This window comes from Paenarthrobacter sp. AB444, assembly GCF_028736865.1.
GTDB lineage: Bacteria > Actinomycetota > Actinomycetes > Actinomycetales > Micrococcaceae > Arthrobacter > Arthrobacter nicotinovorans_B.
On the sequence record NZ_JAQZBY010000010.1, the window covers coordinates 13,055 to 36,939 of the forward strand.

18 protein-coding genes and 1 tRNA gene are annotated in these 23,885 nt (G+C 62.3%); 3 read left to right on the plus strand and 16 right to left on the minus strand.

Translation table 11 applies throughout. The features are described from left to right. Positions 1 to 172 precede the first annotated feature (172 nt). The 5 genes from fusA to rpoB form a co-directional block, all read right to left on the minus strand. The gene (gene fusA, locus PQ627_RS13120) at positions 173 to 2,287 is read right to left on the minus strand and encodes an elongation factor G (RefSeq protein WP_144659413.1); all 2,115 of its coding nucleotides are present in this window, start codon (positions 2,285 to 2,287) and stop codon (positions 173 to 175) included. A 69-nt stretch (positions 2,288 to 2,356) separates the two neighbouring features. Next, the gene (gene rpsG, locus PQ627_RS13125; protein ID WP_003803829.1) at positions 2,357 to 2,827 is read right to left on the minus strand and encodes a 30S ribosomal protein S7; all 471 of its coding nucleotides are present in this window, start codon (positions 2,825 to 2,827) and stop codon (positions 2,357 to 2,359) included. A 1-nt stretch (position 2,828) separates the two neighbouring features. Further along, positions 2,829 to 3,203 (minus strand): 30S ribosomal protein S12, encoded by a 375-nt coding sequence (rpsL, locus tag PQ627_RS13130; protein ID WP_009358312.1) that lies wholly within the window; start codon positions 3,201 to 3,203, stop codon positions 2,829 to 2,831. Between the two features lie 425 nt (positions 3,204 to 3,628). Continuing rightward, positions 3,629 to 7,528 carry a DNA-directed RNA polymerase subunit beta' gene (locus PQ627_RS13135; protein WP_144659412.1) on the minus strand — a complete coding sequence of 1,300 codons (3,900 nt, stop codon included), beginning with the start codon at positions 7,526 to 7,528 and terminating at the stop codon, positions 3,629 to 3,631. A 104-nt stretch (positions 7,529 to 7,632) separates the two neighbouring features. Further along, positions 7,633 to 11,139, minus strand: coding sequence for a DNA-directed RNA polymerase subunit beta (gene rpoB, locus PQ627_RS13140; protein ID WP_144659411.1), 3,507 nt, complete (start codon positions 11,137 to 11,139; stop codon positions 7,633 to 7,635). Between the two features lie 407 nt (positions 11,140 to 11,546). Here rpoB and PQ627_RS13145 point away from each other — a divergent pair, with 407 nt between their 5' ends. Together PQ627_RS13145 and PQ627_RS13150 are read left to right on the plus strand one after the other, a co-directional pair. Continuing rightward, positions 11,547 to 12,746, plus strand: a complete 1,200-nt coding sequence (locus PQ627_RS13145; RefSeq protein ID WP_144659410.1) for an acetyl-CoA C-acetyltransferase — start codon at positions 11,547 to 11,549, stop codon at positions 12,744 to 12,746. Beyond that, positions 12,746 to 13,228 carry an aminoacyl-tRNA deacylase gene (locus tag PQ627_RS13150; RefSeq protein ID WP_274261703.1) on the plus strand — a complete coding sequence of 161 codons (483 nt, stop codon included), beginning with the start codon at positions 12,746 to 12,748 and terminating at the stop codon, positions 13,226 to 13,228. Before PQ627_RS13145 ends, PQ627_RS13150 begins: the two co-directional genes overlap by 1 nt. A gap of 134 nt (positions 13,229 to 13,362) precedes the next feature. Here the strand turns inward: PQ627_RS13150 and rplL are convergent, their stop codons facing one another. The 9 genes from rplL to PQ627_RS13195 all read right to left on the minus strand — a co-directional run bounded on the left by rplL (position 13,363) and on the right by PQ627_RS13195 (position 19,866). After that, the gene (gene rplL, locus PQ627_RS13155) at positions 13,363 to 13,740 is read right to left on the minus strand and encodes a 50S ribosomal protein L7/L12 (protein ID WP_144659408.1); all 378 of its coding nucleotides are present in this window, start codon (positions 13,738 to 13,740) and stop codon (positions 13,363 to 13,365) included. Positions 13,741 to 13,816: 76 nt separating this feature from the next. Next, entirely contained in the window at positions 13,817 to 14,416 is a 600-nt protein-coding gene (rplJ, locus tag PQ627_RS13160; protein WP_144659407.1) for a 50S ribosomal protein L10, read from the minus strand. Positions 14,417 to 14,715: 299 nt separating this feature from the next. Continuing rightward, positions 14,716 to 15,885, minus strand: a complete 1,170-nt coding sequence (locus PQ627_RS13165) for a GNAT family N-acetyltransferase (protein WP_144659406.1) — start codon at positions 15,883 to 15,885, stop codon at positions 14,716 to 14,718. Then, the gene (locus PQ627_RS13170) at positions 15,864 to 16,973 is read right to left on the minus strand and encodes a GNAT family N-acetyltransferase (protein WP_274261708.1); all 1,110 of its coding nucleotides are present in this window, start codon (positions 16,971 to 16,973) and stop codon (positions 15,864 to 15,866) included. Before PQ627_RS13170 ends, PQ627_RS13165 begins: the two co-directional genes overlap by 22 nt. A 105-nt stretch (positions 16,974 to 17,078) precedes the next feature. After that, positions 17,079 to 17,786, minus strand: a complete 708-nt coding sequence (rplA, locus tag PQ627_RS13175) for a 50S ribosomal protein L1 (RefSeq protein WP_144659404.1) — start codon at positions 17,784 to 17,786, stop codon at positions 17,079 to 17,081. 148 nt (positions 17,787 to 17,934) lie between these two features. Then, positions 17,935 to 18,366, minus strand: coding sequence for a 50S ribosomal protein L11 (gene rplK / locus PQ627_RS13180; protein ID WP_144659403.1), 432 nt, complete (start codon positions 18,364 to 18,366; stop codon positions 17,935 to 17,937). 129 nt (positions 18,367 to 18,495) lie between these two features. After that, complete coding sequence (nusG, locus tag PQ627_RS13185; protein WP_144659402.1) at positions 18,496 to 19,317, minus strand: transcription termination/antitermination protein NusG; 822 nt, start codon at positions 19,315 to 19,317, stop codon at positions 18,496 to 18,498. A gap of 114 nt (positions 19,318 to 19,431) precedes the next feature. Beyond that, positions 19,432 to 19,713: a preprotein translocase subunit SecE gene (gene secE, locus PQ627_RS13190; RefSeq protein WP_144659401.1), complete on the minus strand. Its 282-nt coding sequence runs from the start codon at positions 19,711 to 19,713 to the stop codon at positions 19,432 to 19,434. 80 nt (positions 19,714 to 19,793) lie between these two features. Then, positions 19,794 to 19,866 (minus strand) — tRNA-Trp (locus PQ627_RS13195). Between the two features lie 255 nt (positions 19,867 to 20,121). Between PQ627_RS13195 and PQ627_RS13200 the strand changes: the two genes are divergently transcribed. Continuing rightward, on the plus strand, positions 20,122 to 21,351 hold the full coding sequence (locus PQ627_RS13200) for a pyridoxal phosphate-dependent aminotransferase (RefSeq protein ID WP_274261713.1): 1,230 nt from the start codon (positions 20,122 to 20,124) through the stop codon (positions 21,349 to 21,351). Between the two features lie 227 nt (positions 21,352 to 21,578). On the opposite strand, the gene PQ627_RS13205 is transcribed toward PQ627_RS13200, so the two are convergent. Both PQ627_RS13205 and PQ627_RS13210 read right to left on the minus strand, forming a co-directional pair. After that, positions 21,579 to 22,253 (minus strand): LuxR C-terminal-related transcriptional regulator, encoded by a 675-nt coding sequence (locus tag PQ627_RS13205; RefSeq protein WP_274261715.1) that lies wholly within the window; start codon positions 22,251 to 22,253, stop codon positions 21,579 to 21,581. Next, positions 22,250 to 23,764 carry an ATP-binding protein gene (locus PQ627_RS13210; RefSeq protein ID WP_274261717.1) on the minus strand — a complete coding sequence of 505 codons (1,515 nt, stop codon included), beginning with the start codon at positions 23,762 to 23,764 and terminating at the stop codon, positions 22,250 to 22,252. The genes PQ627_RS13205 and PQ627_RS13210 overlap by 4 nt, the downstream gene beginning before the upstream one ends. Positions 23,765 to 23,885: the final 121 nt, after the last annotated feature.

Here is a 23,885-nt window from a genome sequence, read left to right on the forward strand (position 1 = left end):
AACTTTAGCAAGTCTACTTGGGGGCTTGGTTTTGATGAAATTGCAGATTCAGGAACCAATGATAGTTCCTCGAGTCTGTTTGCGCAGGGGCCGGGCTGCGGCTCTCGCCACAGCCCCGCCTCATGCGCTTAGATGCCTTCCCGATACCGGAATTGCATCCGTTACCGGGAGATTACTCGCCGCGGGTTTTCTGGATGATCTCGTCGGCTACTGCCTTCGGGACCTCCGCGTAGCTGTTGAACGTCATGGAGTACACAGCGCGACCCTGGGTCTTGGACCGCAGGTCACCGATGTAGCCGAACATGCCGGACAGCGGAACGTGTGCACGAATAACCTTCACACCTGCTGCGTCTTCCATGGACTGCATCTGGCCACGGCGGGCGTTCAGGTCACCAATAACATCACCCATGTATTCCTCAGGTGTGCGGACCTCAACATCCATCAGCGGTTCAAGCAGAACAGGGTTCGCCTTGCGTGCAGCTTCCTTGAAAGCCATACGGCCGGCGATCTTGAACGCCATTTCCGAGGAGTCAACATCGTGGGACGCGCCGTCGATCAGCGTGGCCTTGATGCCGACAACCGGGTAACCGGCCAGGACGCCGTCGTTCAGTGCATCCTGGATACCGGCGTCGACAGACGGGATATATTCGCGCGGAACGCGGCCACCAGTGACCTTGTTCTCGAACTCGTACAGCTCGCCCGAAGCGGTGTCCATCGGTTCGATCGCAATCTGGATCTTTGCGAACTGACCCGAACCACCGGTCTGCTTCTTGTGCGTGTAGTCATGACGCTCTACTGCGCGCTTGATGGTTTCGCGGTAAGCAACCTGCGGCTTGCCGACGTTTGCCTCGACCTTGAATTCGCGGCGCATGCGGTCCACCAGGATGTCCAGGTGGAGCTCGCCCATGCCGGCGATGATGGTCTGGCCCGTGTCTTCGTTGAGGGAGACCTGGAAGGTCGGGTCCTCAGCGGAGAGCTTCTGGATGGCCGTGGAGAGCTTCTCCTGGTCACCCTTGGTGTTGGGCTCGATGGCAACCGAGATCACGGGCTCCGGGAAGCTCATGGACTCGAGGACGATCTGGTTGTTGGCATCGCACAGGGTGTCGCCCGTGGTGGTGTCCTTCAGACCGATGGCTGCGTAGATGTGGCCGGCGGTAGCGCCCTCAACGGGCATTTCCTTGTTGGCGTGCATCTGGAACAGCTTGCCGATACGTTCCTTCTTGCCCTTGGTGGAGTTGACCACCTGGGCGCCGGCCTCAACGTGACCGGAGTACACGCGGACGAAGGTCAGCTGACCGAAGAACGGGTGCGCAGCAATCTTGAAGGCGAGGGCCGAGAACGGCTCGTCAGCAGAAGGCTTACGGGTGAGTTCCTTCTCTTCGTCGCGGGGATCGTGACCGATCATCGGCGGGACGTCGAGCGGGTTCGGCAGGAAGTCGACAACAGCGTCAAGCATCGGCTGGACACCGCGGTTCTTGAAGGCAGAGCCACAGAACACGGGGTACAGCTCGGAGTTGATGGTCATCTTGCGGATGCCGGCCTTGAGTTCCTCAAGGGTGAGTTCTTCACCTTCGAGGTACTTCTCCATGAGTTCTTCGGAAGCCTCGGCCACAGTCTCAACGAGCTGTGCACGGTACTCCTCGGCCTTGGCCTGGAGGTCCGCCGGGATTTCCTGCACTTCGTAGGAAGCGCCCATGGTGACGTCACCCTTTGCGTCGCCAGGCCAAACCAGGGCGCGCATTTCGAGGAGGTCAACCACACCGATGAAGTCGTTCTCGGCACCGATCGGCAGCTGCATGACCAGCGGCTTGGCACCAAGGCGGGAAATGATGGTGTCTACGGTGAAGTAGAAGTCGGCACCCAGCTTGTCCATCTTGTTGACGAAGCAGATACGCGGAACGTTGTACTTGTCAGCCTGGCGCCAAACAGTCTCGGACTGCGGCTCCACGCCTTCCTTGCCGTCGAACACTGCGACTGCGCCGTCGAGGACGCGCAGGGAGCGCTCAACCTCGACCGTGAAGTCCACGTGGCCCGGGGTGTCGATGATGTTGATCTGGTTCTGGTTCCAGAAGCAAGTCACGGCGGCAGACGTGATGGTGATGCCGCGTTCCTTTTCCTGTTCCATCCAGTCGGTCGTCGAGGCGCCGTCGTGCGTCTCGCCGATCTTGTGGTTCACACCCGTGTAGAACAGGATGCGCTCGGTAGTGGTGGTCTTGCCGGCATCGATGTGGGCCATGATGCCGATATTGCGGACCTTGTTAAGGTCGGTAAGCACGTCCTGTGCCACGGGGTCTCCCTTTCGGATGGACTACACGTCCGCCGCCGGCTCGGTGGAGCCGGCGGCGTTCGGGAAGTTTTACCAGCGGTAGTGTGCGAAGGCCTTGTTCGACTCGGCCATCTTGTGGGTGTCTTCGCGACGCTTGACAGCGGCACCGAGACCGTTCGAGGCATCCAGGATTTCGTTCTGGAGGCGCTCGGTCATGGTCTTCTCCCGGCGGGCCTTGGAGTAGCCCACGAGCCAACGCAGAGCGAGGGCGGTGGAGCGGCCCGGCTTGACCTCAACCGGAACCTGGTAGGTGGCGCCACCAACGCGGCGTGAACGCACCTCGAGGGAAGGCTTGACGTTGTCCATGGCCTTCTTGAGGGCGGCAACGGGGTCGCCGCCGGACTTGGCACGTGCACCTTCGAGGGCGCCGTAAACGATGCGCTCTGCGGTGGACTTCTTGCCGTCAACCAGAACCTTGTTGATCAGCTGCGTGACCAACGGGGAGCCGTAAACGGGATCGGAAACTAGCGGCCGCTTCGGGGCCGGACCCTTGCGAGGCATATTACTTCTTCTCCATCTTTGCGCCGTAACGGCTGCGGGCCTGCTTGCGGTTCTTGACACCCTGGGTGTCGAGTGCGCCACGGACAATCTTGTAGCGGACACCCGGGAGGTCCTTCACACGACCACCACGAACGAGCACGATGGAGTGCTCCTGGAGGTTGTGGCCAACACCGGGGATGTAAGCGGTAACTTCCACGCCACCGTTGAGGCGCACACGTGCCACCTTACGAAGAGCCGAGTTCGGCTTCTTGGGGGTGGTGGTGTAAACGCGGGTGCAAACACCGCGACGCATCGGGCTGCCCTTCAGCGCGGGAGCCTTGGTCTTGGAGACCTTCGGCGTGCGGCCCTTGCGGACCAGCTGGTTAATCGTAGGCACTTTCGTGTTCTCCGTTGTTTGATCTCTGCCCCCACACACGGGCGCCAGCCTGTGTAAACGTGGGAACTTTGGCGTTGCTCGTGCAGCCGGCCGAAAACTCCGGTAGGCGTGCAAAAGTGCGGCATTCGTTGCGCATGTTGCCCGCAACCCGGAAACAGGCTCCACCCAGCACCATGAGAACAAAACCAAAATGATGCTGCGGCGGCCTTCATCCACTGCCACACAGAACAATTACCAAAAGTCTAGCACGGCTTGATCTGGAGCCTTAATCGGGTGTATGGAGGACGACGGCGGAACGCAGCTGCCGCCGTCGTCCTCCTCTCCCCCGGCGACCCGGGACGGATCCTGCCGTTAACGAACCGGGCCCCGCACCCACAAAGGAGTACGGGACCCGGTTGTCACTGAAGTGACTACTGCCGAACGGATCAGCGGAAGTCGTTGCCGAGATCGTAGTCATCCAGCGGGATGGCGTGGAACTCGGGAGCGCCGTCGCCACCCAGGGCGTCATAGGAGAAGTCGGTGAAAGCGCTGGGGCCCGTGAACAGGCTTGCCTTTGCTTCTTCCGTCGGCTCCACAGTGACTTCCGTGTAGCGGGGCAGGCCCGTACCGGCCGGGATGAGCTTACCGATGATGACGTTTTCCTTCAGGCCGAGCAGAGGATCGCTCTTGCCTTCCATGGCCGCCTGCGTCAGGACGCGGGTGGTCTCCTGGAAGGAAGCGGCCGACAGCCAGGACTCGGTAGCCAAGGAAGCCTTGGTGATACCCATGAGTTCCGGACGGCCGGAAGCCGGTGCCTTGCCCTCGGATACGACGCGACGGTTCTCGTCCTCAAAGCGGGCGCGCTCTGCCAGCTCACCGGGGAGCAGGTCGGAGTCGCCGGACTCGATGACGGTCACGCGGCGCAGCATCTGGCGGACGATAACCTCGACGTGCTTGTCGTGGATACCAATACCCTGGCTGCGGTACACGCCCTGCACTTCGTCCACGAGGAACTTCTGTGCCGCACGCGGACCCATGATGCGCAGAACCTGCTTCGGGTCCACCGGACCGTTGATCAGCTTCTGGCCGACGCTGACGTGCTCGCCATCTTCGATGAGAAGGCGTGAACGGCGCAGTACCGGGTAGGCGATCTCTTCGGAACCATCGTCCGGAGTGATCACCAAGCGCATCTGGCGCTCGGACTCTTCGATGGTGATGCGGCCGGCTGCTTCAGCAATCGGTGCGACACCCTTCGGAGTACGGGCTTCGAAGAGCTCCTGGATACGGGGCAGACCTTGGGTGATGTCGTCGCCACCACCGGCAGAAACAGCACCACCGGTGTGGAACGTACGCATGGTCAGCTGGGTACCGGGCTCACCGATGGACTGTGCGGCGATGATGCCCACGGCCTCGCCGATGTCCACGGTCTTGCCGGTGGCCAGCGAACGGCCGTAGCACAGTGCACAGGTGCCGACCTTGGACTCACAGGTGAGTACGGAGCGGACCTTGACCTCGGTAATGCCTGCAGCCAGCAGCTGGTCGATGACGACGTCGCCGCAGTCGGTACCGGCCGGAGCCAGGACGTTGCCCTGGGCATCGACGACGTCGACAGCCAGCGTACGTGCGTAGGCGCTGTTCTCGACGTTCTCGTCAAGGACGAGCTCACCGTTGGAATCCGGCACGGCGATCGGGGTGACCAGACCGCGCTCGGTGCCACAGTCCTCTTCACGGACGATGACGTCCTGCGAAACGTCCACCAGACGACGGGTCAGGTAACCCGAGTTGGCGGTACGCAGGGCGGTGTCGGCCAGACCCTTACGGGCACCGTGCGTGGCGATGAAGTATTCCAGCACCGACAGGCCCTCACGGTAGGAGGACTTGATCGGACGCGGGATGATCTCACCCTTCGGGTTGGCCACAAGACCACGGATACCCGCGATCTGGCGGACCTGCATCCAGTTACCACGTGCACCGGAGGACACCATGCGGTTGATGGTGTTCATCGGGGACAGGCTGTCGCGCATCGCCTGGGCGATCTCGTTGGTTGCCTTGTTCCAGATCTCGATCAGTTCCTGGCGACGCTCGTCGTCGTCGATCAGGCCCTTGTCGTACTGGCCCTGGATCTTGGCGGCCATGCCCTCGTAACCGGCAAGGATGCCCGGCTTGGAGGACGGAACCTCGATGTCCGAGATAGCAACCGTGACACCCGAACGGGTGGCCCAGTAGAAGCCGGCGTCCTTCAAGTTGTCCAGCGTTGCCGCCGTAACAACCTTCGGGTAGCGCTCTGCGAGGTCGTTGACGATCCGGGACAGTTCGCCCTTGTCCGCAACAGCCTCAACCCAGGGGTAGTCCTCAGGCAAGGTCTGGTTGAAGATGACCTGGCCGAGGGAGGTTTCGACGAGAGCCGGCTGACCGGGCTCCCAACCTTCCGGGGCTTCCCAACCTGCGAACGGCACGAAGTCGTCCAGGCGGATCTTGACCTGGGAGTTCAGGTGCAGCTCACGGGCGTCGTACGCCATGATCGCTTCCGAAACCGAGGAGAAGATGCGGCCTTCGCCGGCGGAACCGACGCGCTTGGTGGTCAGGTGGTACAGACCGATGATCATATCCTGCGAAGGCAAGGTCACCGGACGGCCATCGGACGGCTTCAGGATGTTGTTCGAGGACAGCATCAGGATGCGTGCTTCGGCCTGGGCTTCCGGGCTCAGCGGCAGGTGGACTGCCATCTGGTCGCCGTCGAAGTCAGCGTTGAAGGCGCCACAAACCAGCGGGTGAAGCTGGATTGCCTTGCCTTCCACAAGCTGCGGTTCGAAGGCCTGGATGCCGAGGCGGTGCAGGGTAGGTGCACGGTTGAGCAGCACCGGGTGTTCGGTGATGATCTCTTCCAGCACGTCCCAGACCTGCGGACGGTAACGCTCGACCATGCGCTTTGCCGACTTGATGTTCTGGGCGTGGTTGAGGTCAACCAGGCGCTTCATCACGAACGGCTTGAAGAGCTCCAGGGCCATCTGCTTGGGCAGACCACACTGGTGCAGCTTCAGCTGCGGGCCGACAACGATGACCGAACGGCCGGAGTAGTCAACGCGCTTGCCGAGCAGGTTCTGGCGGAAACGACCCTGCTTGCCCTTGAGCATGTCGCTCAGGGACTTCAGCGGACGGTTGCCCGGACCCGTGACGGGGCGGCCACGACGACCGTTGTCGAAGAGGCTGTCAACAGCTTCCTGAAGCATGCGCTTCTCGTTGTTGACGATGATCTCCGGAGCACCGAGGTCAAGCAGGCGCTTGAGGCGGTTGTTGCGGTTGATCACACGACGGTAGAGGTCGTTGAGGTCGGAGGTCGCGAAGCGGCCACCATCGAGCTGGACCATCGGGCGCAGTTCCGGCGGGATCACCGGGACGGCGTCGAGGACCATGCCCAGCGGGCTGTTGTTGGTGGTCAGGAATGCGTTGACAACCTTCAGGCGCTTCAGGGCACGCGTCTTGCGCTGGCCCTTGCCGTTCTGGATGGTGTCGCGCAGGGCCTCGGCCTCAGCCTGCATGTCGAAGGTTTCGAGGCGCTTCTTGATGGCCTCGGCACCCATGGAGCCCTCGAAGTACAGACCGTAGCGGTCGCGCAGTTCGCGGTAAAGGCCTTCGTCACCTTCAAGGTCAGCGACCTTGAGGTTCTTGAAGCGGTCCCAGACCTGCTCGAGGCGCTCGATGTCGGCGTCGGCACGCTTGCGGACGTTCGCCATCTGGCGGTCTGCGGAGTCGCGGGCCTTCTTCTTGTCGGCAGCCTTGGCACCTTCGCCTTCAAGACGGGCAAGCTCGTCTTCAAGGTCGCGGGCGATCGTGGCGATGTCGCTGTCGCGGTTGTCGATCATCTGCTTCTTCTCGAGGTCGTGCTCAACCTGGAGGTTCGGCAGTTCAGCGTGACGGCTTTCGGTGTCAACGCTGGTGATCATGTAGGCAGCGAAGTAGATGACCTTCTCAAGGTCCTTCGGTGCCAGGTCCAAAAGGTAGCCCAAGCGCGAAGGAACGCCCTTGAAGTACCAGATGTGGGTTACAGGCGCAGCCAGCTCGATGTGGCCCATGCGCTCACGGCGCACCTTGGCGCGGGTGACTTCAACGCCACAACGCTCGCAAATGATGCCCTTGAAGCGCACGCGCTTGTACTTGCCGCAGTAGCATTCCCAGTCGCGGGACGGGCCGAAGATCTTCTCGCAGAAGAGGCCGTCCTTCTCGGGCTTGAGCGTGCGGTAGTTGATGGTTTCCGGCTTCTTGACCTCACCGTAAGACCAGCCACGGATGTCTTCCGCGGTGGCGAGGCCGATCTGCATGAGGCCGAAGGAGGATTCGCTGGACATATGGTCCCTGTTCTCTCTTGTTCTCTAAATTCTGAAGTCTTGGTTACGGGAAGAGGGAGCTGATCCGGCGGACAGTGGTTGAGCACCGCCCGCCGGAACCGCTGCTAGACCTCTTCTACGGAACTGGGCTCTGCGCGGGACAGATCGATACCCAGTTCTTCCGCAGCCGTGAAGACTGCGTCATCAGAGTCACGCATCTCGATGGTGGTTCCGTCCGTGGAAAGAACTTCCACGTTCAGGCACAACGACTGCATTTCCTTGATCAAGACCTTGAAGGACTCGGGAACGCCAGGCTCAGGGATGTTTTCGCCCTTGACGATGGCTTCGTAGACCTTCACACGACCATGGATGTCATCGGACTTGATCGTGAGGAGTTCCTGAAGCGTGTAGGCGGCACCATAGGCTTCGAGCGCCCACACTTCCATTTCACCGAAGCGCTGGCCACCGAACTGTGCCTTACCACCCAGCGGCTGCTGCGTGATCATGGAGTACGGGCCGGTGGAGCGGGCGTGGATCTTGTCGTCCACCAGATGGTGGAGCTTCAGGATGTACATGTAACCGACGGAGATCGGGTCCGGGAACGGCTCGCCGGAGCGGCCGTCGAACAGACGGGTCTTGCCGGAGGAGTCGATCAGGCGGTCGCCATCGCGGGTCACGTTGGTGGAGTCAAGCAGGCCGGTGATTTCTTCTTCACGGGCGCCATCGAACACCGGGGTGGCAACGGTGGTCTGGCCGGTTTCACGGGGCAAATTCGGGAGGTTCTTGACCCACTCCGGCTCGCCTTCGATCTTCCAACCGGTCTTGGCAACCCAACCGAGGTGGGTTTCCAGAACCTGGCCAACGTTCATTCGACCCGGAACACCAAGCGGGTTCAGGACGATGTCCACCGGGGTACCGTCTGCAAGGAAGGGCATGTCCTCGACCGGAAGGATCTTGGAGATAACACCCTTGTTGCCGTGACGGCCGGCGAGCTTGTCGCCGTCGGTGATCTTGCGCTTGGCTGCAACGTAGACGCGGACCAGCTGGTTCACGCCCGGGGGCAGTTCGTCGTCGTTGTCGCGGTCGAAGACGCGCACGCCGATGACCGTACCCGACTCGCCGTGGGGCACCTTCAGGGAGGTGTCGCGGACTTCGCGTGACTTCTCACCGAAGATTGCGCGCAGAAGGCGTTCTTCCGGGGTCAGTTCGGTTTCACCCTTGGGGGTGACCTTGCCTACCAGGATGTCGCCTGCTTCAACCTCGGCACCGATGTGGATGATGCCGCGCTCGTCCAGGCCTGCCAGGACTTCCTCGGACACGTTGGGGATGTCACGGGTGATTTCCTCGGCACCAAGCTTGGTGTCGCGGGCATCGATTTCGTGCTCCTCGATGTGGATGGAGGAAAGAACGTCCTCGGCAACAATGCGCTGCGAAAGGATGATGGCGTCCTCGAAGTTGTGGCCTTCCCATGACATGAATGCCACGAGCAGGTTCTTGCCGAGGGCGAGCTCACCCTGGTCCGTTGCCGGACCGTCAGCGATGATGCCGCCAACCTCCAGGCGCTGGCCTTCGTTGACCAGGACACGGTGGTTGTAGCAGTTGCCCTGGTTGGAACGGGCGAACTTGTTGATGCGGTAGTTGGTCTCGGTACCGTCGTCGTTGATCATGACAACGAGCTCGGCGGAAACCTCGGTGACCACACCTGCCTTCTTCGCGATGACAACGTCACCGGCGTCGACGGCTGCTGCGCGCTCCATGCCGGTGCCCACGAAAGGAGCCTCGGAACGGACCAGCGGCACGGCCTGGCGCTGCATGTTGGCACCCATGAGTGCACGGTTTGCATCGTCATGCTCGAGGAACGGGATCAGCGCGGTTGCAACAGACACCATCTGGCGCGGGGAAACGTCCATGAACTGGACATCTGCAGCGGGCACCAGAACGGGCTCGCCTCCACCACCACGGGCACGGACAAGGACGGTCTCCTCGGAGAACTTCTTGTCAGCATCCAGCGGAGCGTTGGCCTGTGCGATCAGGACTTCGGCTTCGTCATCTGCCGTCAGGTATTCGACGTCGTCGGAGACAACACCGTTGGACACCTTGCGGTACGGGGTCTCGATGAAGCCGAACGGGTTGATGCGACCGTAGGAAGCCAGCGAACCGATCAGACCGATGTTCGGACCTTCAGGGGTTTCGATGGGGCACATACGTCCGTAGTGGGACGGGTGAACGTCTCGAACTTCCATGCCGGCGCGGTCACGGGACAGACCACCCGGGCCAAGTGCCGACAGACGGCGCTTGTGGGTCAGACCCGAGAGCGGGTTGTTCTGGTCCATGAACTGGGACAGCTGGGACGTTCCGAAGAACTCCTTGATCGCTGCCACAACGGGACGGATGTTGATCAGCGTCTGCGGCGTAATGGCCTCGACGTCCTGCGTGGTCATGCGTTCGCGGACGACGCGTTCCATGCGGGACAGACCGGTGCGGACCTGGTTCTCGATCAGTTCGCCCACGGCGCGGATGCGACGGTTGCCGAAGTGGTCGATGTCATCGATGTCGACGCGGAGCTCGTGGTCTTCGCCGTCGCGCTTGCCCATGATGGTCTTCTCGCCGGCGTGGAGCGCAACGAGGAACTTGATCATGGCAACGATGTCTTCAACGTGCAGGACCGATGCTTCCTTGTCCCCAAGGGAGCGGTCGATGCCAAGCTTACGGTTGATCTTGTAACGGCCAACCTTGGCAAGATCGTAGCGCTTGGGGTTGAAGTACAGGTTGTCCAGCAGGGACTGGGCAGCCTCGACTGTGGGCGGCTCGCCCGGACGCAGCTTGCGGTAGATGTCCAGAAGCGCGTCTTCGCGGGTCTCGGTGGCGTCCTTCTCCAGCGTCGCGCGCATGGAGTCGTACTGGCCGAACTCTTCCAGGATCTGGCCTTCGGTCCAGCCGAGGGCCTTCAGGAGAACCGTTACCGACTGCTTGCGCTTGCGGTCAAGGCGGACACCGACCTGGTCGCGCTTGTCGATTTCGAGCTCGAACCAAGCACCACGGGACGGGATGATCTTCGCGGTGAAGATGTCCTTGTCACTGGTCTTGTCAGCGGCGCGCTCGAAGTAGGCGCCCGGGGAACGGACCAGCTGGGAAACAACAACACGCTCGGTGCCGTTGACGACGAACGTACCCTTCTCAGTCATGAGGGGGAAGTCGCCCATGAACACGGTCTGCTGCTTGATTTCGCCCGTGTTGTTGTTCATGAACTCGGCCTTGACGTACAGCGGGGCCGAGTAGGTGGCGTCACGGTCTTTGCATTCGGCCATGGTGTACTTCGGATCAGCGAACTCCGGCTCGGAGAAGCTCAGGGACATGGTGCCCTGGAAGTCCTCGATAGGGGAGATCTCTTCGAAGATGTCGGCAAGTCCGGAGGTGGTGGCGACGCTGAGGTCGCCCTCCTCGACAGCCTTCGCTACCCGCGCCTGCCAGCGTTCGTTTCCGACGAGCCAGTCAAAGCTGTCCGTCTGCAGGGCGAGAAGATTCGGAACATCAAGGGGTTCGTGAATCTTTGCGAATGAGAGGCGACGGGTGGCACCATCGGTGCTTGCCGTGTTAGCGGTTTCGTTATTAGAGGTGCTCGAGGCGACCAAGAGGGATCCTTCCACAGACCTTCAGGCGTTTTCAGATCTCCCCCGTTTGCATTCCGCAGAGTGCTCTGCAGGATACTTAATCCGGTTCCGCTATATGACCCGGACCCAGCCCGTCCATGGCTGTGCGCGTTGAGTAACGGCACGTCAATGGCGCAGCTGAGAGGTAAAGCCCACCGCTATATGAAGGCTGAAGGTTAACAGGGAAGACGCAAATATCTACGATACGGCAAAGCAGCCTTCCTGTCTACCCCAGATTGCCCGTGATTGCAAGCACCGTTGCCGCAGGCACCCAAGCGAGGAAGCCCGCACCGGACGGAATGACCAGAGCTCCCCCGCCGTTTAATGGTTAGGCTGGCGCACACACCGCGATAGCCTTGCTACACCACTCCCGGACCGGAAGAGAGACCATGAGCAACTCCGCCGACGACAACGATGTCGTCATTCTTGCCGCTTCCCGCACTCCGCAGGGCCGCCTCAACGGACAATTGGCGGGCTTGACCGCCGTCGAACTCGGCGCTCACGCCATTGGCGCCGCGTTGTCGGCAAGCGGGGTGAAAGCCGAACAAGTCGATGCCGTCATCATGGGGCAAGTCCTCCAGGCCGGCGCCGGACAGAACCCGGCGCGCCAGAGTGCAATCGCCGCGGGCGTGGGCTGGAACATCCCCGCTGTGACCATCAACAAGGTCTGCCTCTCCGGCCTGACGGCAGTCATCGACGCTGCCCGTTTGATCCGCAGCGGAGATGCCACCGTGGTGGTGGCCGGCGGGCAGGAATCGATGACCCGCGCGCCGCACTTGCTGCCTGGATCCCGCCAAGGCTGGACCTACGGATCCATCCAGGCACTGGACGTTGCCGCCCATGACGGCCTTACGGACGCTTTCGACGGGCAGTCCATGGGTTTGTCCACGGAAACCAAGAACGTCACCCTCGGCATCGACCGCAAGGCCCAGGACGAAGTAGCGGCTGCTTCGCACCAGCGTGCCGCTGCGGCGATCGCCGACGGAATTTTCGACGTCGAAATCGCCCCTGTCCAGGTCAAGCAGCGCAAGGGTGACCCGCTGGTCCTCAGCACCGACGAAGGCGTCCGCCCGAACACCACGGTGGAGACCCTCGCGCCGTTGAAGGCTGCTTTCGCAACGGACGGCACCATCACCGCGGGCAACTCTTCTCCCCTGTCCGACGGCGCCTCCGCACTTGTTCTGACGAGCCGCCGCTTCGCCCGCGACAATGGGTTGAGTTATCTGGCGGTGGTGGGAAAGCCGGGCCAAGTCGCCGGACCGGACAACTCGCTGCACTCCCAGCCTTCCAACGCGATCTCGCAGGCGTTGAAGCGCGCCGGATGGACTGTCGAGGATCTGGACTTCATCGAGATCAACGAAGCATTCGGCTCCGTTGCCGTGCAGTCGCTCAAGGACCTGAACTATCCGCTGGAGAAGTGCAACGTCCACGGTGGTGCCATCGCGCTGGGGCATCCCATCGGAGCTTCCGGCGCCCGGCTCGCGCTGCACGCCGCCCACGAGCTCAACCGCCGGGGCACGGGCAAAGCCGCGGTTTCCCTGTGCGGTGGCGGGGGCCAGGGCGAAGCTCTTCTGCTGTACCGCGACTGATGGCGGGCAATGTGGCCGGCGGGGCCGAACGTTTCCTTGCTGATGCCGCCGCGCGCGGGCTGGACGTCGACGTCGTCGAGCGTCCGGCTGCGCGCAGCCTGGAAGAGGCGGCCGGCATCCTGGGCATTTCGCCTGCGGACATTGTGAAGTCCTTGGTGGTGAAGCACCGTGACGGGACGTTCTTGTTCGCACTGATTCCGGGTGACCGCCAGATCTCCTGGCCCAAACTGCGGGCTCTGGTGGGCGTGAACAAGCTGTCCCTGCCGCCTGCGGACGTGGCCTTGGATGCCACAGGATATGAACGCGGAACCATCACTCCGCTGGGCAGCACGACGGCGTGGCCGGTCTATGCCGACGCCAGCATTGTGGGCCGACGCATCTCCATGGGCGCGGGGGCTCACGGGCGCAGTGCCTTCGTCGATGCCGACGCCCTGACCGCAGCCCTGGGCGCCGTGGTGGCGGACATCAGCGACCCGTCTTAAAGCAACGCGGGGTCACTTATGGCCCATAATCCCCTCCGGGATGGGCCATAAGTGACCCCGCGTTGCTGTTAAACGCAGGAAGCCCCGCCCGTTCCTTTGATTGGAACGGGCGGGGCTTCCACAAGCAAGACGAGTTACTTGAGGGTAACCGTTGCGCCAGCTTCTTCGAGCTGAGCCTTTGCCTTCTCGGCAGCTTCCTTGTTGGCGCCTTCGAGAACAGCCTTCGGTGCGCTGTCAACCAGGTCCTTGGCTTCCTTGAGGCCGAGGGAGGTGATGGCGCGAACTTCCTTGATCACTGCGATCTTCTTGTCGCCAGCAGATTCGAGGATGACGTCGAAGTCGGTCTTCTCTTCAGCAGCTTCAGCGGCACCGCCGGCAGCGGGGCCAGCAACTGCAACAGCAGCAGCCGTAACTTCGAAGGTCTCTTCGAAGAGCTTGACGAACTCGGAGAGCTCGATGATGGTCAGTTCCTTGAAAGCTTCAATGAGCTCTTCGTTGCTGAGCTTCGCCATGGTGGCGTCCTTCCATTAGGTGGCACACGTCCGGATCATGCCGCTCCGTGCACCGGAGTTTGTTTGGGGGGAGAACTTAGTTCTCTTCGGTTGCAGCTTCGGCAGCGGCCGGTGCTTCTTCAGCAGCCGGAGCTTCCTCGGTTGCAGCCTCTTCAGCCGGGGCTTCTTCAGCGGCCGGTGCAGGTGCGCCGCCCTCTTCTTCAAGCTTGAGGCGCAGAGCGTCGATGATGCGTGCAGCAGCAGATGCGGGAGCCTTGAGGACACCAGCAACGCGTGCGAGCTGCAGTTCGCGGGACTCGAGGGCTGCCAGTGCGGCAACTCCTGCTGCGTCCAGTGCCTTGCCTTCGAAGACGCCGGTCTTGATAACCAGCTGCTTGTTGGCCTTGGCAAAGTCCGTCAGGCTCTTGGCAGCAGCAACAGCGTCACCCTTGATGAAGGCGATTGCAGTAGGGCCGGCGAGCTGATCGTTGAATGCTTCAACTCCAGCTTCCTTGGCTGCAATGGCGCTCAGGGTGTTCTTGACGACCGAGAACTTGGTGTCCTGGCCGAGCGCAACACGCAGTTCCTTGAGCTGTGCAACAGTGAGCCCGCGGTATTCGGTCAGGACAGCCGCGTTCGATTCCTTGAAATCGTTGGTGATCTCCGCAACGGCGGAAACCTTGCTAGGCGTTGTCATAACCCTCCTTCCGGGGAATAAAGCCGGTCTTCCGGGTCCCCGCTCACGAGAGCTAAAAACTAAAAACGCCCCGCGCAGATGCACGGGGCTTGGCTCAACACAGATGTACCGTGGAGACTCGCTTCGTTCACCTGCGCCGGCCGCCCTATGTTCAGGGTCCTTCGTCAAGGAATTCACTTGGTTCTCAGGGGCGTAGCTGCAGAATTGAGCTGTGCTCGAAAGAGTGGATTCCCATCAACCGACGGTCTTTGGTACTTCAAGATTACGGGACAGCCTTCAGCAAACCAAATCGAGGCTGCCTACTCAGACACCGTTGGTCCCTTGTCCCGGCCCGGAAGCTCCTTTTGCCACAATCCGGTGACGCCCGCCGTCGTAAATCCCAGCTGCTTGTTCACTGTCAGTAGGTAGCGGTTTTCCGGTGCGTTCCAGGTATAGATCACGCGGGCGTCGGGAAATTGCTCGCTGAGCCTTTCCATGTTGGCCACCTTGATAAGCAAGCCCAGCTTGTTTCCGCGGTGCTCCTGGAGGACCAGGGTGTCGTCCTGGAACACGACGTCCTGGCGGTGCGCCAGCACACTGATGGTGGTCAGGCCCACCAGCTTGCCGCTGTCCACATGCTCGACGGCGGTGACCACCGTGCGTCGTCCCTGCGCCAAGGCGGCGTCCTCGGTTTCCCGCAGAACTGCTGTGTCGAAAACCATTCCGCTTGCTTCAACCTCGGGAGCGTCATCCTCGGCATCGTCGCGGACAACCTCGCCGGCTGCATTCTCCAACGCGGCAACCGCTTCCAGCCACGGCTCGGGGCAACGGTCGGTCCAGTGGTGGAGGACGTAGCGGCCGGCGTTGGCTTCCTCCGCCTCGAGCTGGAGGTCGGCCACGAGCTGGGAATCCAAGGGCAGGATGCAGGAACTGAACTGTTCAATGTGCTGGAGGGTGTAGCCGGCCTTCTTGGCGAAATCCGTCTCACGGCTGCTGACGGGGACGAAGCCTGCGCCGCTGCCAGGAATCATCTGATCCTCGGGCACCTCCGTCAGCGACGTTGCCGGGTGGTTGGTGTCCACCAGGACCATGGTCCTGCCCTCGGCGCGGGCCAACTGTTCGGCGGCCTCCAGCAACTGCCTTCCGACTCCCTGTCCTTGGTACTCAGGAAGGATGTCCAGGGTGAATTCGGCCAGATCCATGTTGTCGGCCAGGGGCAGTGCAATGTCCACTACTCCCACGATCACGCCATCGACCTTGGCTACCAGGATGATCTGGCGTTCATAGGGATCCGAAAATTCCAGCAGCTTTTCCAAGGGGGTGTAGGCGAGGTCATCGCTCCCCCATGTTTCCATGCGCACCCGGCGCCCGACTTCCACGGCGTCAAGGAAATCGGCAGCCTCGGGGCTTTCCAGGGAGTCAGGCACCCACAGCTGCGCGACCTGAACGGTACCCGCCTCTTCTACAGTCATCCCAGCCGTTTCTGCCATTCGCCTTCAAAGCCGGACGGCTTGAATCCAAGGGCGATATTTATGGCCAGCATATGCTGGTTTTCGACGGCGTTCCATGTCATCACCGACGTGGCGTCCGGCCAGAGTTCTTTCGCGCGGCGCAGATTGTCCACTTTCACGAGCATCCCCAGACGGTGTCCGCGGTGCCCCGGCGCCACCAGGGTGTCTTCCTGGTAGATCACTGACGGAGCCTCTTCCCGGTGGGTCAGGACCGTATAGGCAGCCAACTCTCCTGTGTCATCCCGGCGGGCAACGCACACTGACGTGTCCACGCTGCCCGCACGCCACGTCGATTCCTCCTGGCGGACCCGGGTGACGTCCCATTCCTCGCCTTCCCATCCCAACCCGGCGAGGGGAACCTCAGTGCTCATGAGGCTCTTGAGGCGGGCGAAGGACTCCACAAGCTGGTCTGGACAGCGCTCCCGCCAGCCGAGGACACTGTAGCCGTCCGAACTCTTCAGCGTGTCCGCCTCAAGGTCCCGGAGCAGCGTCTCGGGAACGGGAAAGGCCAACGTGCTGTTCGTTTCCACCTGTTCAAGCGAATACCCGTGACGAAGCGCGAAGCTTGTTGACGCTGCGGCCAACGGCACGCCGCCCGAACCGGATTTCGCCTGCAGCAACTCAACACCGGCCTCCACAGGAGCTAGCGGCTCGCCACAATAGGCGTCGAAGGAAACCCTCCCCCGCTTGACAGCCTGCTCCTCCACAACGGCCAGTATCCGCGAACCAAAGCCGCGCCGCCGGAAGCCGGCGTCAACCAGCACGTCCACACCCGCCGTCGTCGTATTTTCACTGAGGGGAAGCGTCAGCGTGCCGCTGCCAACTACGGCACCGTCCAGGCAGGCCAGGAACACCTGGCGTTCTTCGTAGTCATTGCCCTGCCAGAACTGGATGGCCTCGGCGAGCGTGGCACAGCGGTCGAGGTTGCCCCACAGTTCAAATGCGTGGGCCCTCTGCAGCTGATGAAAGGCAAGGAAGTCGGCGGCATCCGCTGAGTCAGGACCCGCCGGGACACGGATCCGCTCCACGCTCAGCCCGGCAGTCACGGAAGTGTTCGACGACGTCACGAACCACAGCCTACGGCCCGCCTCTGCCTGCGAACAGGCCAGCACACGAAAAAGGACCGCCCGGCAAAGCCGGACGGTCCTTTTCAGGGCAGTGCTCTGCGAAGCTTACGCTTCGGTGAGAACCTTGGTGACGTTCGGGTCAACGGTGATGCCCGGGCCGAACGTGGTGGCAACGGTAGCCTTCTGGATGTAGCGGCCCTTGGAAGCGGACGGCTTCAAACGAAGCACCTCTTCCAGTGCAGCTGCGTAGTTCTCAGCCAGCTTGGTGGCGTCGAAGGACACCTTGCCGATGATGAAGTGAAGGTTGGAGTGCTTGTCGACGCGGAAGTCGATCTTGCCACCCTTGATGTCGTTGACAGCCTTGGTGACATCCGGGGTAACCGTGCCGGTCTTCGGGTTCGGCATGAGGTTACGCGGGCCGAGGACCTTACCGAGGCGGCCAACCTTGCCCATGAGGTCAGGGGTGGCAACGGCTGCGTCGAAGTCGGTCCAGCCGCCTGCGATCTTTTCGATCAGGTCATCGGAACCAACGAAGTCGGCGCCGGCTGCGATTGCTGCCTCGGCCTTGTCACCGGTTGCGAAAACCAGGACACGGGCAGTCTTGCCGGTGCCGTGGGGGAGGTTGACCGTGCCGCGGACCATCTGGTCAGCCTTGCGGGGGTCAACGCCGAGGCGGAAAGCGACCTCAACCGTTGCGTCGAACTTGGACGGGTTGATTTCCTTTGCCAGGCTGATGGCCTCGAACGGGGCGTAGACCTTGTCTGCCTCGATCTTGGCTACGGCTGCCTCATATGCTTTGCTGCGCTTTGCCATGCTGCTTGTTTCTCCTTGTGCAGTTGTGGTCTGCGGACCGCGCTGGGCCCTGCCACAGTCGTGGATCCGGCAAGGATCCTGCGACATTTCAATGTTTCAGGTGCCGGTTGCCCGGCGGGTGAAGGCCCCAATTGGCCCTCGGGCGGTATTAGCCCTCTACGGTGATGCCCATGGAGCGGGCGGTACCGGCGATGATCTTGGCAGCAGCCGCGACATCGTTGGCGTTGAGGTCTTCCATCTTGGTGGTGGCGATTTCCTCAACCTGTGCCTGGGTCAGCTTCGCAACCTTTACGGTGTGCGGCGTGGCCGAGCCCTTGGCAACGCCTGCAGCCTTCTTGATGAGCTCTGCAGCCGGCGGGGTCTTGGTGATGAAGGTGAAGGAACGGTCTTCGTAGACCGTGATTTCCACCGGGATAACGTTTCCGCGCTGGGATTCCGTTGCAGCGTTGTACGCCTTGCAGAATTCCATGATGTTGACACCGTGCTGGCCAAGCGCAGGACCGATCGGCGGAGCCGGGTTAGCGGCACCTGCCTGGATCTGCAGCTTGATGAGGCCGGTGACCTTCTTCTTGGGAGCCAATGTAGGGTCCTTCTCTCAATAGCTTCCTGGGGCACAGGAGCGCGTCCCAGGTTGGTGGCCGCCATGGCGAGGCGGCCGGCCGCTTCCGTACCGCTAAGCAGGCGGCAGGGAGCGAAATCTTGGAATCAGCTAGATCTTGGTGACCTGGTTGAATGCGAGCGTCACGGGGGTTTCGCGCTCGAAGATCGAGACCAGAACCACCAGGGTCTGGGACTCGGGCTTGATCTCGGAGATCGTTGCCGGCAAGGTCTCGAACGGACCTTCCTTGACGATGACCGACTCGCCGACCTCGAAGTCGACGGCCACGGGAGCCTGGTTCTGCTTGTTGACCGGCTTGCCCTGCTCTGCCTGCTCTTCTTCGAAGACCGGGGCGAGCATGGAGAAGACCTCGTCAAGGCGCAGCGGAACCGGGTTGTGGGCGTTGCCCACGAAGCCGGTGACACCGGGAGTGTGACGGACGGCGCCCCAGGAGGCGTCGGTCAGGTCCATGCGGACCAGCACGTAACCGGGAATGCGAACGCGGTTGATGACCTTGCGCTGCGCGTTCTTGATCTCGACGACCTCTTCCATCGGCACCTGGATCTCGAAGATGTAATCTTCCATGTCCAGGGTCTGGATGCGGGTCTCAAGGTTGGCCTTGACGCGGTTTTCGTAACCGGCGTAGGAGTGGATGACGTACCAGTCACCTTCCTGGCGGCGCAGCTTGGCCTTGAATTCCTCGGCAGGATCAGCCGGCGCTGCAGCAGCAGCGGCGGCGAGCTGATCGCCGTCGGACTCTTCATCAGACTCTTCGTCAACGTCCGCCTCGAAGTCCTCTTCGGAATCGTCGGCGTCGACGTCGGCAGATTCGGGCGCAGCGGAATCAACCTCGGACTCTTCTGCGGCCTCAGCCGCAGTGCCCTCGGATTCTTCCAGCTCAGTCTCGTTTACCTCGAGCTCCTGCTCAGACACTTGGTCTCCTGCTTCCTCATTGCCTAACATGCCTATTTAAATGGCTCAATTCCGCAAACCCCGCGAAATTCCCGGAGTATCAAGGAATTCCACACAGTTTGCGGACAGATCCGCTTAGCGGTCCGTGGCGCCTGACCCACCGAAGACCCAGCTGACTCCCGTGCCGAAGGCGAGGTCCAACAGGGTGACAATGACCATCATGATGACCACGAACACCAGCACCACGAGCGTGTAATTGATCAGTTCCTTGCGGGTGGGTGCAACGACCTTCTTCAGTTCGCCGATGATCTGGCGTACGAAGAGTGCAATACGGGCGAAGAAGCCGCGTTCGGCTTTCTTGGCGGGACGGCCCTTCGAGCTGCTGGCAGCTGTTTCGGTCACCTGGTCCTCACTCACCTTGCAAAGTCGTTGACCCGACTCTGATCAGAGCCATGGTTGCTGCGCGTGTTCCGGCGTTTCCGCCGGAACAGCTTGCGCAGGGCAGACAGGACTCGAACCTGCAACCTGCGGTTTTGGAGACCGCTGCGCTACCAATTGCGCCACTACCCTATGGATCGAATCCATGTTTCAGGCCGCACTTCAGCCTGCGATGCTTTTCAACACCGGTGAACCAGTCTACGCAAGAAATTCGCGATAGTCGAACCGGCTCGATTCCGGGGCTCCCACTCCCCTTTTAGGCCTGTGACCAGCACCATCAGTCACAAAGCCGGGTGGGCACGCGGGAGCTCCGCAGAACAGCATAAGGTAGTTTACGTCGAATCCCATCATCCAGCCCACGAGCTGCCTGCGAAGAACGGTACATAGATGTCTGCCGGAACAACTGCCGCCCGCATTTCACAGCGAATCTCCGCCATTGCCGAGTCCGCCACCCTTGCCGTTGACGCCAAGGCCAAGGCACTGAAGGCCGCGGGTCGTCCCGTGATTGGTTTCGGTGCCGGCGAACCCGACTTCCCCACCCCCGACTACATCGTCCAGGCCGCCATTGAGGCAGCCGGCCAGCCGAAGTACCACCGCTATTCCCCTGCGGGCGGTCTGCCGGAACTGAAGAAGGCCATCGCCGACAAGACCCTGCGTGACTCGGGCTACAAAGTTGATCCTTCCCAGGTCCTGGTGACCAACGGCGGCAAGCAGGCCGTCTACAACACCTTCGCCACGCTGGTGGATCCGGGCGACGAGGTCATCATTCCCACCCCGTTCTGGACCACCTACCCTGAGGCCATCCGCCTCGCAGGTGGCGTTCCCGTCGAGGTTTTCGCCGGACCCGAGCAGGGTTACCTGGTTACTGTGGACCAGCTTGAAGCCGCAGTAACGGACAAGACCAAGATCCTGCTGTTCGTCTCCCCCTCCAACCCGACGGGCGCTGTGTACAGCCCGGAGCAGGTTGCCGAGATTGGCAAGTGGGCCGCGGCCAAGGGCCTGTGGGTAGTTACCGACGAGATCTACGAGCACCTGACCTACGACGGCGTCGAGTTCACCTCCATCGCCACGGCAGCCCCGGAGCTTGGGGACAAGGTTGTCATCCTCAACGGTGTCGCCAAGACCTACGCCATGACGGGCTGGCGCGTGGGATGGATGATCGGCCCGGCCGACGTCATCAAGGCCGCCACCAACCTGCAGTCGCACGCGACGTCGAACGTCTCCAACATCATGCAGGTTGCTGCCGCCGCTGCCCTCACCGGCCCGCTGACCGCCGTCGACGAAATGAAGGTTGCCTTCGACCGCCGCCGCAAGGCGATTGTCGCCGGACTCAACGCGATTGACGGTGTTGAATGCCCGACGCCGACCGGCGCCTTCTACGTGTACGCGGACGTCCGCGGACTGCTGGGCAAGGAATTCGAGACCTCCAATGGTCCCGTCCGACCGACCACTTCAGCTGAACTCGCGGCCCTGATCCTCGATGAGGTTGAGGTAGCTGTCGTTCCGGGCGAGGCGTTTGGACCCTCCGGCTATGTGCGGCTTTCCTACGCCCTCGGCGACGACGACCTCGCCGAAGGCGTCCGCCGGATCCAGGAATTCCTGGGCAAGGCCAAGTAGCGCCTTCACTTTTGGCGGCAAACAGCCCCCAGCCAACCGAGACAGGTTGGCTGGGGGCTGACTTGTTCTTCCAACCCGTGAGCAATCCTCACCCGGAAGCGACGCCGTCAGCCATGTGCCGCCGTCGGGCGTGCCGCCCAACCACGCGGGATGTGAGCGAGCGTGCCGCCCAACCACGCGGGATGTGAGCGAGCGTGCCGCCCAACCACGCGGGATGTGAGCGAGGGTCAGAGGAGGCGGCGCTCGGCCGCCCACTTGGTCAGTTCGTGGCGGCTGGAGAGCTGGAGCTTCCGAAGGACGGCTGACACGTGTGTTTCCACGGTCTTGATGGAGATGAAGAGCTCCTTGGCAACTTCCTTGTAGCTGTAGCCCCGCGCGATGAGCCGCATGACCTCGAGTTCCCGGGCGGACAGCTTGTCCAGTTCGTCGTCTGCGATGTCCGCAGGGGCGGTGCCAAAGGCATCCAGGACGAACCCCGCGAGCCGGGGCGAGAAGACGGCATCGCCATCGGCCACGCGGATGACGGCATCGGAAATTTCCTTGCCCGAGATGGTTTTGGTGACGTAGCCGCGGGCACCGGCCCGGATCACCGAAACCACATCCTCTGCGGCGTCGGAAACACTCAAGGCCAGGAAGCTGGTACTCCCCAGAAGGGCGGCGGACCCGGCGATTACCTCGCGGCCGCCGCCACCCAGCCCACCGGGAAGGTGGACGTCCAGGAGCACTACTTCCGGTCGGGTCCCGGCGATCACGGCGATGGCTTGCTCCACCGTCCCCGCCTCCCCGACCACATCCATGCGCTCATCAAGATCGGCTTTCAGGCCCGAGCGGAAGATGGTGTGGTCATCCACGATCACCACACGCACGCGACGCCCCGTACCAGCATCGGGATTCATGGTCATTGTTTCGTCTCTCCGTTCCGGACTTCAGTGCCCCGGGCCTCGCCGTTCCGGCCTTCACCCATCTCTGGATTTGCTGATGGCAGGGCGAGCCGGACCTCTGTCCCATCGCTGCTGCTGTTGATCACCGCTGTGCCGCCGTGCCTCTTCATGCGTCCAATGATCGATTCCTTCACGCCCAGCCTGTCATCCGGGATGGCCTCGAGCGCGAAGCCAGGGCCCCGGTCCTTGATAAAGATCTCCGTGCCATTGTCGGTGCACTCGAGATAGACCGAAACGGCGCCCCCGCCGTGTCGTGCGGCGTTGAGCATTGCCTCCCGGGCCGCCTGGACAAGGGCCTCGAGACGCTCAGTCATCTCCGTGTCGCCGACGCTGACCACCTCGACGGCGTGGCCATGGGCGTCTTCCACGTCCGCGGCCACGGCCTTGATGCGTTCAGCCAGCAGGCCTGATTCCTTGGCGGGATCGCTGAAGAGCCATGCCCGCAGTTCCCGTTCCTGGGCCCTTGCCAAGCGGATGACGTCCTGTTCGGAGCCGGCCCGGCGTTGGATAAGCGCCAACGTCTGGAGCACGGAATCGTGCAGGTGTGCCGCGATCTCGGCACGCTCGGTTTCGCGGACGCGCCCGGCACGCTCCGTTTCCAGGTCCTTCCAAAACTTGAGTCCCCATGGCAGCAGCACCAAGGCAACACCACCAAGGACAGCAACGGAGGCCAACAGCGCCAGCCATGTCTGCTCCCACGAGCCGGAGCCGGACACCATGACCAGGACGCCGGCCACCACCAGGGCCAGGCCCGCCGCCAAGCGCACCCAGCCTCCGGCCTGATCGGCCTTGGTCTTATCCACCAGCCCGGCCCTGCGCGTTTCATCGAGCTGCATCCAGGCGATCGCGGCACCCCCCAGGATCGCAGCTGCCGGAATCAGCGTACCCAGCGGGACATCCACGCCAAACTGGCGGGCGATCAGGATTGCCGCCACCAAGAGCAGTGCCGCCCCGAGCAGGATTTCCTTGCCGTACTGGATTTTGCGGAAAGAGAACCAGGAAGCCAAGGAGCTGCCATCCCACGCTGCCCCGGACGCGCCCGGGTCATCCGTCGCGGATGCCCCTGGCTCCGGGTTGGTGCCGGCGGTGCCGCTGCCAGCTGGACCGCCGGCTGCCTGGCCGCTGGCCACCGGTGCGCTTGGCACCGCCGGTGACGTTCCGGCGTCGTACATCTGTTGCTGGCGGACCGGCCCGACGCCGGCAGCCGGCACGGGCGGCAGGCTCACGGCAGGAGCAATAGGCGACGCCGGCCGTCGGGCATTGCGTTTGGCGGCCTCGTCCGCGGTGGGAACCATGGTCCACAGCCACGCGTAGAAAGCCAGGCCCGCTCCGCCCGCGAAACTGGCCAGAACCATCCCGAGCCGCACATATTTGACCGGCCACCCCAAGTGATCGGCCAATCCGCTGCAGACGCCCGCGATCATGCGGTCGCTGCTGCGGACCAGCGGGGGGCGTTCGATGGCGGTTGTCATGTACCAATCCAAGCACGGATCAGGGTTCCCCGAACCGGATTCCGGCAGGGTCAGGGGGCCTCTCAGGGATCATTCAGGGTATCCCCCAGTAGAGGGTCGACGGGGCGGCACGGCAGGATCG